The sequence below is a fragment of the Lunatimonas salinarum genome, assembly GCF_017811155.1.
In the GTDB taxonomy this organism is placed as follows: Bacteria; Bacteroidota; Bacteroidia; order Cytophagales; family Cyclobacteriaceae; genus Lunatimonas; species Lunatimonas salinarum.
The window spans coordinates 425,241-439,101 of sequence record NZ_JACVCV010000002.1; the positions used below are offsets into that span (position 1 = coordinate 425,241).

Annotated in this window: 10 protein-coding genes; 6 read left to right on the forward strand and 4 right to left on the reverse strand. The window is 46.7% G+C overall.

Features of this window, described 5'->3' with window-relative positions:
* Window positions 1-67 precede the first annotated feature (67 nt).
* The 5 genes from IAQ59_RS03675 (at window position 68) to ppk1 (ending at window position 7,675) form a co-directional block, all read left to right on the forward strand.
* Window positions 68-1,030 (forward strand): tryptophan 2,3-dioxygenase family protein, encoded by a 963-nt coding sequence (locus IAQ59_RS03675; RefSeq protein WP_209329414.1) that lies wholly within the window; start codon window positions 68-70, stop codon window positions 1,028-1,030.
* Between the two features lie 151 nt (window positions 1,031-1,181).
* The gene (locus IAQ59_RS03680; RefSeq protein ID WP_209329415.1) at window positions 1,182-2,786 is read left to right on the forward strand and encodes an NAD(P)/FAD-dependent oxidoreductase; all 1,605 of its coding nucleotides are present in this window, start codon (window positions 1,182-1,184) and stop codon (window positions 2,784-2,786) included.
* Complete coding sequence (locus IAQ59_RS03685; protein WP_209329416.1) at window positions 2,776-3,147, forward strand: CoA-binding protein; 372 nt, start codon at window positions 2,776-2,778, stop codon at window positions 3,145-3,147. The genes IAQ59_RS03680 and IAQ59_RS03685 overlap by 11 nt, the downstream gene beginning before the upstream one ends.
* A gap of 177 nt (window positions 3,148-3,324) precedes the next feature.
* Window positions 3,325-5,283 carry a DNA topoisomerase (ATP-hydrolyzing) subunit B gene (gyrB, locus tag IAQ59_RS03690; protein WP_209329417.1) on the forward strand — a complete coding sequence of 653 codons (1,959 nt, stop codon included), beginning with the start codon at window positions 3,325-3,327 and terminating at the stop codon, window positions 5,281-5,283.
* Between the two features lie 274 nt (window positions 5,284-5,557).
* Complete coding sequence (gene ppk1, locus IAQ59_RS03695; RefSeq protein ID WP_209329418.1) at window positions 5,558-7,675, forward strand: polyphosphate kinase 1; 2,118 nt, start codon at window positions 5,558-5,560, stop codon at window positions 7,673-7,675.
* Here the strand turns inward: ppk1 and IAQ59_RS03700 are convergent.
* From IAQ59_RS03700 to IAQ59_RS03710, 3 genes are all read right to left on the reverse strand, one after another.
* Window positions 7,665-8,564 carry a Ppx/GppA phosphatase family protein gene (locus IAQ59_RS03700; RefSeq protein ID WP_209329419.1) on the reverse strand — a complete coding sequence of 300 codons (900 nt, stop codon included), beginning with the start codon at window positions 8,562-8,564 and terminating at the stop codon, window positions 7,665-7,667. The genes ppk1 and IAQ59_RS03700 overlap by 11 nt on opposite strands.
* 99 nt (window positions 8,565-8,663) lie before the next feature.
* Window positions 8,664-8,873 (reverse strand): hypothetical protein, encoded by a 210-nt coding sequence (locus IAQ59_RS03705; RefSeq protein ID WP_209329420.1) that lies wholly within the window; start codon window positions 8,871-8,873, stop codon window positions 8,664-8,666.
* 71 nt (window positions 8,874-8,944) lie between these two features.
* Window positions 8,945-9,220, reverse strand: coding sequence for a DUF202 domain-containing protein (locus IAQ59_RS03710; RefSeq protein WP_209329421.1), 276 nt, complete (start codon window positions 9,218-9,220; stop codon window positions 8,945-8,947).
* A gap of 150 nt (window positions 9,221-9,370) precedes the next feature.
* Between IAQ59_RS03710 and IAQ59_RS03715 the strand changes: the two genes are divergently transcribed.
* A complete protein-coding gene (locus IAQ59_RS03715; RefSeq protein WP_209329464.1) occupies window positions 9,371-10,294 on the forward strand; it encodes a DUF3078 domain-containing protein in 924 nt (307 codons plus the stop codon).
* 159 nt (window positions 10,295-10,453) lie between these two features.
* Here IAQ59_RS03715 and IAQ59_RS03720 read toward each other — a convergent pair whose 3' ends face one another.
* Complete coding sequence (locus IAQ59_RS03720) at window positions 10,454-13,858, reverse strand: DUF1080 domain-containing protein (protein ID WP_209329422.1); 3,405 nt, start codon at window positions 13,856-13,858, stop codon at window positions 10,454-10,456.
* Window positions 13,859-13,861: the final 3 nt, after the last annotated feature.

Consider the following 13,861-nt stretch of genomic DNA (forward strand, 5'->3'; position numbering starts at 1 on the left):
ATAACGGCTTTTTGGAATAGAATTTTCCTACTTTTACATTTCTTTCTCATACCAGCACATAGCACCTATGGATCAGGAGATTCCAAATGCGGAAATCATTGAAAAAATCAAACAGTTAGAGGCGAAGTTTCGGGCATCCGGACAGGACCTTAAATCGTACCTTGAAGGTCTTCTGCACGCCGACTACCTCAACTATTGGGACTACATTAACCTAGACACCCTGCTTACCCTACAGCAGCCCCGGACGTCGTTCAAGGACGAGAAAATCTTCATCATCTACCATCAGATTACCGAGCTCTATTTCAACCTAATCATTTGGGAAGTCGAACAAATCTCCAACAGCCCTAACCTCACACTGACCTTTTTTAAAGAGCGCTTGCGTCGGATAAACATGTACTTTGATTTGCTGATTTCGTCGTTTGATGTGATGGCCAAGGGTATGGAACGGGAGCAGTTTATGAAATTCCGCATGTCTCTGCTTCCCTCGAGCGGTTTTCAAAGCGCACAGTACCGCATGATAGAGATCATGAGTACGGATATCCAAAACCTGGTACACCTCAAGGAACGGGAGGATTACCGTGACATCAATATTACCAGCATCGATTCGCTTTTTGAGATATTGTATTGGCAGTTTGGTGCGATGGAGCTATCCACTGGGGAAAAAACCCTGACACTACAGTCCTTTGAAAAAAAATATGGTGACCAGCTCAAGGAGTTAATTGCTGATTTTCGGAAAAAAAATCTCTGGCGCATGTACCTGTATTTTCCCGAAAAAGACAGCGAACTAACCCATCTTATGCGTGATCTGGACAGCAAGGCCAACGTGCATTGGCCACTGGCCCATTACAAGTCGGCAGTTCGGTATTTACAGAAAGACCCAGAAGATATCGCTGCCACCGGAGGAACCAATTGGCAGAAATACCTTCCGCCACGGTTCCAAAAGGTGGTCTTTTATCCCGAATTATGGAGCGAAGAAGAGCTGTCGAATTGGGGAAAAAACTGGGTAGTAAAGGAGGTATTTGGGCAATAACGGAGAACCCTTCCCCCTGCAAAAGAATCGCCCACCACGTGCAATTACGATCAGCCGGCTGCGGCCCCCTCTTTGCTGCAAGGATCTGAACTTTTTGGCCATTAATTCGGTATGCATAGCAGTGATTTTAAGGATAACTACCTTACCACAGATGAAACGAGAACTACAACTTACCCTAACGCCGGAGCAGGCGTACGATGAGCAGGCCTTCCAGGAAGCAGTACGCAAACGGGCGGGAATTCCTCCAAACGCACCCAAAACCTATATCCGGCAGTCGAGAAGGTCCATTGATGCGAGAAGCCGACAAGTCAAGGTAAATGTGACCGCGGAAATTTATATGGAAGAAGCGCCTGCTTCCCTGCGTCAATTGCACTTCAATTACCCGAATGTATCTGACAAGGACCCATTGGTCATCGTCGGTGCGGGCCCTGCAGGGCTTTTTGCCGCATTACGTGCCATCGAACTGGGGATCAAGCCCATTGTAATTGAAAGGGGAAAAGATGTGCGAAGCAGACGTCGTGATCTCGCCGCGATCAACAAAGACCATGTCGTCAATCCCGAATCCAACTACTGCTTTGGTGAGGGCGGTGCCGGTACCTATTCAGATGGAAAACTGTATACGCGATCCAAGAAACGTGGTGATATACGCCGTATCTTGGAAATATTTGTTGCCCACGGGGCCAAAGAAGATATTCTGATTGATGCCCACCCACATATCGGCACCAACAAACTGCCTGTAATAGTTGCCGCCCTGCGGCAAAGCATCTTAGATGCAGGCGGAGAGATATTATTTGAAACAAAAGTCGTAGACTTTATCCTCGAAAACCAAGAGATGAAAGGAGTGTTGTGCCAATCCGGTGAAAAAATCACCGGACTCGGGGTAATCCTGGCCACTGGCCATTCGGCAAGGGATATATTTCATTTGCTACATCATCGGGGGATTCAGATAGAAGCGAAGCCATTTGCACTGGGGGTTCGGATCGAACACAGCCAACAATTAATCGATCAAATACAATACCACTGCAAGGTAGATCGAGGCCCTTACCTACCGGCCTCTTCGTACGCCCTCGTACAGCAAACCAAATTCAAGGGAGTACAGAGAGGTGTTTTTTCATTTTGCATGTGTCCGGGGGGGTTCATCGTTCCTTCGGCTACGTCGCCGGGTGAAATCGTGGTCAACGGCATGAGCCCTAGCCGACGGGATGGCAAATTTGCTAACTCCGGCATGGTGGTTGCCGTGGAATTGGAGGATCTCCCGGAATATAGGCACCTAGGTCCATTGGCCAGCTTGCAGTTTCAGCAAGAAGTGGAGCAGCGCGCGTGGGAATTAGGAGGAAAAACCCAAACAGCTCCCGCACAGCGCATGGTAGATTTCGTGAACCGGAAGCAAAGCAACACCCTCCTGCCCACTTCCTATCAACCCGGCCTGCGTTCGGTAGAGATGGACTCCGTACTGCCGTCCTTCATCGCTGAGCGATTAAGGCAGGCTTTTGTTGCTTTTGACCAAAAAATGAAAGGTTACTATACCAACGAGGCCCAGCTCATCGGGGTAGAGAGCCGTACCTCCTCACCGGTTCGGATCCCGCGAGACAAAGAGACCCTGGAACATCCGGGCATCAAGCGCCTGTACCCCTGTGGAGAAGGGGCAGGCTACGCGGGAGGGATCGTAAGTGCTGCCATGGACGGCGAGCGTTGTGCGGAACAGCTCGTAGCGAAATACAAATCAACGCTTCCTAACCAATTATATGGACTATAAAAAGACCGTTATTATCGGAGCTTCGCCCAACCCATCGCGGTATGCCTACTTGGCGGCTCAAATGCTTCAGGATCGAAACATTCACTTTGTACCCGTCGGAATCAAAAGTGGGGACGTATTGGGGCAACCCATCCTAAACCTGAAAGACAAACCCAAGATCAGTGAAGTGCACACGATCACGCTTTACATAGGCCCTCAAAATCAACCGGAGTGGTATGATTACCTGCTATCGCTATCTCCGAAGCGGATAATCTTCAATCCCGGAACCGAAAACGCCGAATTTGCCGCTAAGGCGAAGGAAAACGGTATTGAAGCATTGTATGCATGCAATTTAGTTATGTTAAGCTCCGGTCAGTTTTAGTGGACAAGGAATACACCAAAGACTGCGATCATTCACTTTCCATTCCGTGCTAAGTTGGGGCAATATTCCCCCCAAATAGGGGTATGTACTTCGGTTATTTTTGTGTATTTTTGTAAATCATATGAGTTTTTAAACAGTGCTTTTTTTACCTAAGGCGAAGCACGTTACTTAATATCCATGAGCAAAGAAAAAGAGTCGAATCGCAGCGATTATTCAGCCCAAAATATTCAGGTTTTAGAGGGATTGGAGGCAGTAAGAAAAAGGCCTGCCATGTATATAGGTGATATCGGCATTAAAGGCCTTCATCATTTGATTTGGGAGGTAGTGGACAATTCCATTGACGAAGCACTGGCTGGGCATTGTGACACGATAAAAGTTTCCGTACTAGAAGACAATTCTGTCCGGGTGGAAGACAACGGGCGGGGAATTCCCACTGATTTTCACGAAAAAGAAAACCGGTCGGCCTTGGAGGTAGTAATGACGGTGCTCCACGCAGGCGGTAAGTTTGACAAAGACACCTACAAGGTATCAGGAGGACTTCACGGAGTGGGCGTTTCTTGTGTAAATGCGCTTTCCACTTCGTTGGTGGCCACCGTACATCGGCAAGGAAAAATCTTTGAGCAGGAATACTCCCGAGGTGTACCTCAAAATGCGGTACGTGAAATCGGCACAACCGAAAAACGGGGTACCATCATCCACTTTAAACCGGATGCAGAGATCTTCCAGGTTACCGAATATAAATACGAAACCATTGCAAACCGTCTTCGAGAAATGTCCTTTCTCAATGCCGGGATTCGGATATTCCTAGCGGATTTCCGGGACAAAGACGAAGATGGAAAGCCACGTAGCGATGAGTTTTTCTCCGAAGGAGGACTGGTGGAATTTGTGGAATACCTCGACGAGAATAAGCAGAAAATCATCGAAACCCCCATTTACATTGAAACAGAAAAAAATGGGGTCCCCGTACAAGTGGCCATGGGCTATAACAGCTCCTACAATGAAAACGTAGTTTCTTACGTCAACACCATCAACACCTACGAGGGAGGCACCCATGTTTCCGGATTTCGGAGAGCCCTTACCCGAACACTAAAAACCTACGCCGATAAGTCGGGTATGTTGGACAAGGTGAAGCTGGAGATCTCAGGCGATGATTTCCGGGAAGGCCTTACCGCTGTTATCTCTGTAAAAGTGGCAGAGCCTCAGTTTGAAGGACAGACCAAAACCAAATTGGGCAATTCGGATGTAATAGGCGCTGTGGACGGGGCAGTATCAGAGACCCTGCAATTCTGGCTGGAAGAACATCCTCGAGAGGCCAAGATCATCGTAGGGAAAGTGATTCTTGCCGCCCAGGCGCGCCATGCTGCCAAAAAAGCCCGTGAGATGGTTCAGCGTAAAAACGTGCTTGGTGGCGGCGGCTTGCCCGGTAAGCTTGCCGATTGTGCCAACTCCGACCCGGCTGTTTGTGAACTGTATCTCGTGGAAGGGGACTCCGCCGGCGGTTCGGCCAAACAAGGAAGGGACCGAGATTATCAAGCAATCCTACCACTCAAAGGAAAAATCCTGAACGTAGAGAAAGCTCTGGAACACAAGATTTACGATAACGACGAAATCAAAAACATCCTAACAGCATTAGGTGTGAAAATAGGTACCATGAATGATGAGAAAGAACTGGACCTCGCCCATCTGAGGTACCACAAGATCATCATCATGACGGATGCCGACATTGATGGTTCACATATACGAACATTGATCCTAACCCTATTTTTTAGATACATGCGCACCTTGATAGAAAGAGGCTACGTGTATATCGCATTACCACCGTTGTATCTATTAAAGCGTGGAAAAGACGAACGGTATTGCTGGTCAGAGGACGAGCGAAAACGCCTTACCGCGGAGATGGCGGCTGACGGAAAAGTGGACAGCGTGGGTATTCAGCGCTACAAGGGATTGGGAGAGATGAACCCCGAACAGTTGTGGACTACCACGATGGATCCCAATACCCGCACATTAAAGCAGGTAACGATTGAATCTGCCGCCGAAGCGGACCACCTTTTCAGCATGTTGATGGGAGATGAGGTAGCTCCCCGTAGGGAGTTTATAGAACGCAATGCCAAATATGCCAAAATTGACACCTAATTTAATTGAATCGGGAGAAACAACCTATGGCAGACGAAATGCGTTTAGTAAACAGGTATTTCTGACTATCCGATGACTTGAATGACGGTACGGTAGAAGTGATCGCATCCAAAATTGGTCTATATCGGAAAAGTGATGGCCAAAAAAATAATCATGAATGGATGAAAACAACGGATCCACTGTCTGTTGTAACGGAAGGGGCCCGAGCCCCTTTTCTTATATCTGAATATTTTAGTAAACTTACGGGAAGCTTTTACTGCCAAATCAAGAAAAAATGATTCAAAGCGATAAAATAGAGGAGATAATTTACAGCAGTGACCTGATCAGCAGAGACCTTAGCTGGTTGAAATTTAACGAAAGGGTTTTTGATCAAATCCTTCGGGAACGTAGAAATATATTCGAAAAATTCAAGTTTCTTGCCATCACTGCCTCCAACTTGGATGAGTTTTTCATGATCCGAGTGGGGTCCTTGTACAACTACCTGGATTACGACAAGGTCCGTGTGGACTACTCCGGACTGCGCGAAGATGCTTTTAAAATGAAACTCATGATTGAGTGTCAAAACTTCCATCGAAAGCAACAGGATATATTCCTCCAGGAACTACTGCCAAAAACCGAAGAAGCAGGCTTGATCTTGAGCAATGTAAAAAATCTCCGGGAAGACGAACAGGCCATCATCAAAGATTACTTTTTTAAGGCAGTATACCCGATGCTTACCCCTATGGTGTTTGATGGGTACCACACGTTTCCGATTCTAATGAACAAGCTACTCATATTTGGCGTGATTACGATCAGCGAGGGGGACAAAAAAGATAATCGGAAGCTATCCTTCGTACAAATACCCTCCAATATTCCCCGCTTCTTTGAGGTAGAGCGTGAAAACCGAACAATATTCGTACCCATAGACGAAATCATCCGAGAACACATTTCCTCCTTGTTTAGGAACGTGACTATTGAGCATATCAACCTCTTTCGTATCACCCGCAACGGGGACTTCACCCTGGAAGAAAGCGAAGATATGGACACCAACTTCCTGGAAGAGGTAAAGCGAAAGCTCAACGAGCGGAAGACCGGTCGCGTCGTTCGTATCGAGATTGAAGAAGGCTACAGCAAATGGATGATTAACCTGCTCAAGGAAAGGTGGAGCATCAGTGACGACAGCATTTTCAAAATACCCCGAAAAAGCCTTATGGATTTTACTGGGCTTTGGCAGGTAATTGGCAACAAGCGATTCAAGGACAAAATCCCTGCGACACCCAACCCCATCCCTCCGCTATCCTACCCAGATGCCGCTACCGAGGACATCTTTCAGGTACTAAAACACAAGGATATCCTGTTGCACCACCCGTATAACAGCATGGAACCTATCTTGGACTTACTGGACAAAGCGGTGGATGACCCGAGTGTGATGGCCATAAAAATGACCATCTATCGGCTTGCAAAAAATTCCCGCATCGTCAATGCACTCCTTCGAGCCGTGGAAAATGGCAAACACGTATCCGTACTGTTTGAAGTTAAGGCCCGATTTGACGAGGAAAACAATATCCGAGAAGCCAAACGCCTCCAAAAGGCAGGATGCTTTGTGATCTATGGTGTCAGCAATTTCAAAACGCATACAAAACTGATGCTGATCGTTAAAAAAGACGAAAGCAAGGTTACCCGCTACGTGCATTTGGGTTCCGGAAACTACAATGAGGAAACCTCCAGAATATATACTGACATAGGTCTACTCACCACAAACGAAGTGCTGGCTAACGATGTTTCGGAGTTTTTCAATGTGATCACCGGTCACTCGGTGCCGTCTACCTATCAAAATCTGCTCACATCACCAAGGGAGATGCGAAAAAGTTTGGTGGAATTTATTGAAGATGAAGCCGAAAACGCGAGGCAGGGTCTTCCCTCTGGAATCTTTATCAAAATAAATTCCCTGGAAGATTCCGAATTCATCTACGCACTCTACAGAGCTTCCCAAGCGGGTGTATCCATTAAATTAATTGTTCGAGGAATCTGCTGCCTCCGACCGGGAAGAAAGGGGCTCAGCGACAACATCGAGGTAATTTCCATTGTTGGGGATTTCTTGGAGCATTCCCGAATATATCACTTCCACAACAACGGGCAGCATCGAACCTATGTGGGCAGCGCGGATGCCATGGTGCGAAGTTTTGACAAAAGGTTGGAATCACTCTTTAGGGTCGAAGCCCCCTTCTTGGAAAAACAATTGATGAATATCATTTCATTCAACCTCAAGGACAACGTAAACTCTTACGTGATGCAGGAGGATGGCAATTACATCTGCAAACATCCCGGAGAGGGTGCCGAAGAATTCAATATCCATACGGAATTTTTCAACCTGACACCGGAGCGAATCTATGGGGTAAAGCTTATCGAATGACATCCGGTGCATCCTGCATGGCACGTTCGAAAAGCAGATGCATAAGTCCGTCCTTAAGACCGATGTCTGGCACAATCATTCTTACAGACCGTGCCGCATCCATAGCCGCCAAGTAGATCTTAGATGCGGGGATAATTACATCCGCTCGGTCGGGATTTAGGTTGAGTAGGTGCATACGCTCCTCGTAGCTATAGCTCAGCAGCAGCTCCTGTACCGATTTGATGGTATGTTTGTCCAGGTAACGCTTATTCTTGCGAGGTTTGGAAAGCTCCATTATCTTATTGATGTTGCCTCCGGTGCCAATGCAGGTGACTGTTTGTTCTTTTCCTAGCCGTTCGGTTATAAATGCCTCCATGTCACGCCATATGGAAAGCGGAACATGTTGTTCATCCAACGTTCTTACAGATCCGATCCTAAAAGACCTGCTTCCCACCTTTTGCTTCTTCTTATAGATATTGAGTTCTGTACTTCCTCCCCCCACATCTACGTGGAGGTAGGTCTTGGTATCTATACTGGACCACAGTGCTTTGTCAATAAGCTCCGCTTCCCGGTCCCCATCGATTATTTCTATTTTCAGCCCAATCTTTTCAGAAACCTCGCGCACTATTTCCTCGCCATTTTTGGATTCTCTCATGGCCGACGTAGCACATACCATATAATGGTCTACTTCGTACAGCTCCATGAGCTCCTTAAAAACCCCCATCAAACGAACAAACTTGGCCCTGCTGACCGGACTAATCTCCTGGTTCAGAAATACATCTTTGCCCAGCCTCAACGGAAAACGCACATATTCCAGCTTCTTTAGCCCAAAGGCACCTTGGAAGTGGGTAACGTTTGTAATCTGTAGGCGGATCGCATTCGACCCAATATCAACGGCAGCTAACTTCAATGAGGAGTAGGTTTAGTCAGTCAATCAGATGTATATGACAAAAGTACGGAAGAAATCGTCCATGAAGGTTCGCTTTCAGAAAAACCGAGTAAAATTTGCCTATCTTTTTCTGGAGATACCAACTAGTGCCAAGCCTGCCACCACCGCGACACCGCCCGCATAGGGCGGCCAATTGATCTCCCGCTCCCTATCTGCTTTCAGCTCAATAGGGCCTGCATCGACGATAGTCTCCTCAATGGTGTACGAAACGCCGGTAATCACAAACATGATCACCCCAATGACCATCAACATAGTTCCCAAAATTTTCATCGTAATTCGTTTTAGTTGACTTTCTTCATTCAAAAAGCCTACCAAACGGACTTACCGGAATATCTTAGCCCTCACATGGAATAATATTTCCCTTTCTCCAGCTTGCGCTTCAGTCGGAAAAAATTCACGAAACCTAAGGCCACGAGCAGGATACTGATCAAAAAGGATAAATACCCAAAGTCTCGCACATTTTCCAAATCATCTACCTTTATCAGGGCAGTACCCGAAACCAAAAAGTAAAGACTTGTTCGAATGTAAGACAAAAGCGTGCGGTCATTGGCAAGCTTGGTACGCTGTCTAGCCAAAAAATCCCTGACAATCAGCTCTTCTTCTATTTGTTTTTCCATTTTATGGTTAATTTTTTACTAAAAACACGGAATAAAAAAGTTTCATTCCATAGAAATCGGGTAATTTTGTGGCGCTTACGGTACTACCAAGTAGGATACCTTATAAAAAATCCCGTCCGGTTACCGAATGTTACACAAAAAAAAAGAATGATGAACAAATCTCTACTACTTCTGAGCATTTTTTACCTGATGTTGGCTTCAACCATTCACGCACAGATCAATGATCTAGCTGATGCGGTGGATGTGTTATCTGAGGATGCGAAAAAAGACACCACGTTTTGGGTTTCCGAATTTAGCGGTGGACTAAACTTCAACCAGGCAAGTTTTAGCGACAACTGGAAAGCAGGTGGAATAAACTCCATCGCACTTGGTAGTATCATCGCTGGCAAAGCCATGTATAAAAAGGATCGCCTTTCTTGGGACAGTGAAATTGAGTTACTGTACGGCATCGTAAAAAACGAAGGTCAATCCACCCGAAAATCAAATGATCGGATGTTTTTTGATACCAAAATGGGTTATAGAATGTCTGAAAACTGGGGTGCCTTTTTCTCTGTCAACTTCCTCAGTCAGTTTACGGAAGGATATGAGTATGGACCCAATGAATCCAGGTCGTTGATATCTGACTTTATGGCACCCGGCTTTTTGACTTCTTCATTGGGTTTCGAGTATAAGCCAAACAATGAGTTCAACCTCCGAATCGGCCCCTTCTCTCCCAGGTTTACCTTTGTCAATAATCCGAATATCATCTTAACCGTTCCATCCAATTACGGTGTCCCCGCCGGAGAGACCACCCGAATTGAATGGTTGGCATTGCAACTATTTGCAACGTACAATAAAGACCTCGCCGAAAACCTCAACCTAAAAACCCGGTATATGATGTTTGCGAATTACGAAACATTGAACCTTAAAAACACAGATCACCGGTTGGATATTACTATAACCGCAAAAATCACCCAGGTAATCAACGTTACCCTGAATACCATCAGCTTATACGATATTGACCAAGACCCCGGTGTACAGTTCAGCCAAGCGCTGGCATTGGGCATTCTTTACAAGGTAAATAACAAAAAGTGAGGATTCGCTTACCTTTTTTCGATTTGATTTTGAAAATTCCTTTTATGTATTAAATTTGCCAATATTATGGTAGTTAAATAATAGTTGGTTTAGTTTTCAAAAATAAAAAGCAGGAGAGGTTCTCCTGCTTTTTTATTTGTATAGCTTACTTTATTCTCTTTATTTACCCATATCCAAAATGCGGATATTCCGGAAATAAACCACGTCACCGTGACCAAGGAATCCGATATGACCCTTGTCTCGGAACAGCCCAGGATGCTCTCTGCCATCCAGCGTACCTTTTTCCTTCGCCACCGAAATGTCTGTATCTAAGATTGTTTCTCCATTGAGAATCACCTTTATCTTGTTCCCTTTGACGATCACTTCTTGGTAATTCCATTCGCCAACTGGTTTTAATGCCCCTCTTTTTGCAGCAGCAACGCCGTAAAGCGAACCGTGAAATTGGTATTCCTTCAAGTTCTTGTAAATGTCCGCCGTGTTGTCCAAAATCTGCAACTCCATACCTGCGTAGGCTGCATCACCGGTCAAGGGCGCCCGAATACCCAACCCGTTGTTCGCACCGGGTGTCAACTTAAATTCAAACCGAAACTCAAAATCACCGTACTCTTTTTCAGTAAACAGATTTCCGCTACCACCCCGATCTGGGTAAATGGCAATATGGCCATTCTCCACCACATAATCTATTTTGTTACCAGTCCATTTATTCAAATCGGTCCCGTCAAAGAGCACTTCAAAGCCAGCCATGCTTTCTTCCTCACTCATTTCAAATGGGACGGATGCATCCAATTCTTTAATATAAAGATCCCTATAAGCAACGTAGGTTCCATGCGCCTGCAATTCGATCATCTCCGAGGGAAAAATGGGCTGACTTCTGTCCCAATAGTTTTCCAAAACCACCTCATCTACAACCAACTCCCCATTTAAATATACGGTAACCTTCTCCCCTACCATTTTCACATGGAATGTATTCCACTCCTCCACTGGATTGTCCGCCACTTTGGTGGGTTTGCTCTCGTTCTTGGTGTTGTTATACAATCCCCCGGAACCAACTTCGGCCCCCACATTGGTTCGGGCAATATCCCAAATCTGCACCTGAGGGGTACCCCTCAAGTAAATTCCTGCATCTCCATCGGCGGTGATCTTCCAGTCCACAAACATCTCGAAATCTCCGTAGTGTTTTACCGTACCGATATTCTCTCCCTTTCCTTTAAAGACCAACAAGCCATCTTTGGCTTCCCAACCTTCGTGCATCACCTGATTGGCTTTGGCCTGTTCTCTATCGTAAGTTCGCTGATCCATTTGCCCTCGCTTTATTGGATTGGAAAACACCCCTTGCCAACCGTCCAAATCTACTCCATTGAAAAGCGTGTAAAAACCACGTCCGGAAGGCATTTCATCCAAGAACTTTTGTAGAGAGGTTTTGTAATACTGACTGTCCTGGCCGCTAATTACATCTCGGGTCTTTTCCACGAGGCCACGCACCACCTCACCATAAAACTGATCGGTATTGGAAACAATACTCATTACCGCCCGGGCAGCGTCCTGCTGCAACGCAGGCATATCTAAGTAGCTACCAGCAGTAACCAAGGCCTGAAAAGTCGGAAATTGGCCAAGGGCTTTAATCGATACCGACCTAACCTGGTCATCCAAGGTAAGTTCCAGCGCATTTCTAAGATGAATGACCTTGTTTTCGGCAGTCCAGGACTGTGAGGGAATCAATTGAACATATCCTTTGAGGGCGGCTTCCTTTAAGCCACCCGATCCACTGCGAGCAATCGCCAACAACATGGAAGGAGCCTTGCTATCTTTCGAATTAGCTAAAGCCTGGATAACGGCCAACTTTTGATCTGCATTTCCTGACTCATAGATACTTTCAAGTTGAGTCATTGCCGCTTCGCCACCGGTCTGCCCCAAAATTTCGTACAGGTACGGCTGCTTGGCAGACTCCAATCCAGCAAGATGCTGTGCCACCCAACCGGTTTGGCTTCGTTGGTTATTCATCCGCAACACGGAAGTTACGAGTGCTTTTTGGACGGCCTGAAGTTGCCACTCCTGCCGACTGGACTTCAACAAGTCCAGCAGCTGCCCAGCGTGACTGCCGTTGGCCAGTGAACTAAGCGCGCCATAAGCTGAAACTTGAACGGATTCATTGCTGTCGGTTACTTGTTCTAAAACAACCCCCATGTATTCCTCTGCCGAACGGGCTGCCAGTACCTCTATGAGCATCATCTTCACCGAAGCATCCGACCCCGAAATCGCTTTGGCTACTTCCGCAGATACTCCTGAGCCGGGCATGGTTTTTAAAGCTGTTTGAATACGGGAGAGCGTGGCCTCATCCGCATTGGCGGTTTGGGCAAGTAAGTCACTCAACGCAGCGCTTCCACCCACTGACACCGAAGCCTCTATGGCAGCGGCACGAACCTTAGGTTCCGCAGACGACAAGAGCGGTATCAATAGAGCCAAGGTTTCTTGCCCTTTCACCCGGGCAAGCATGTCAATAAGCGCTACTTTCGCCTCGGGTGAGGCTTGGTTTAACAACGGTCTCCAAATCGATAAATTTGAGGCAAGCCCTGATGATAGGGCATACTTCAATGCAGCCCCCCGGTACTGAGCATTGTCAGACAGTGCTGCGGCTGCCAGAAGATTGGGAGCCTTGGCAGGTTCCAATCGGGCCAAAAGTGCCAGCGCACCTGCTTGGACATGGGGCTGATTGCCAACAGCAGCCATCTTGTGCAGCCCTTTCGCCAATTTCGAGGCAGTTTTGGTATGCCCTGTATCTGCCAATCGGGAAATATACCTCAGATAGGTGCCGGTTGCGTTGGTTGATTCGTTCGATCCCCCAGCATCTTTGGCCGCACGGGTCAGTATTTTGGCACTCTTGGGATCCGCTATTTCACCTAACGCATACAATGCCACCTTTCTAAGATCCTCATTGGCAGACTGGGCGTAAGGATTTATATCGGCCAAGGCCAAGGAACTACCAATTCCACCGAGGGCCTGAATAAAATTTACCTTATGTTCATCGTTCGATGAGGTACGTAGCGCCAATAGCAATGCCTGCTCTGAGGAACTTGATCCGATGTTTTCCAAGACCTGCGATGCCCTCGCGGAGTGATGTTCATCGTGTAAGAAAGGCTCTACAAACGGTGCAGCATCTTCCTTTCCAATCCATTTGAACTGCGCCAATAAAAAATCCCGACCTTCCGGGTATTCCAGCTTGTCCAGCGCTTTTCCATATGCCTGCACGGCTGTTCTTGCGTAATCGCTCTTTGACGGATGGCTGGCGTAAAACGCGAAACCAGCCAACGCATAGGTCAATTTTTCATTGTTGGTATTTGGCGAAAGCATCGTCGCCATTTTCAGCAGACCTTCTTGGCCAAGCGAGGCCATGTTCTCCATGAGTACCGCTTGGGATGCCGCATCCTGCGCCGGAAATCGATTTAGTAAATCGGCAATTTTGGTATCTAATGTTCTGGCATCTTGCCCATCTCCTTGGGCCATTAAAACCGTCCCCTGAAGGACAAACAGCCAGCAAAACCAGGTTATCTTCTTAAATAGATTCATCAA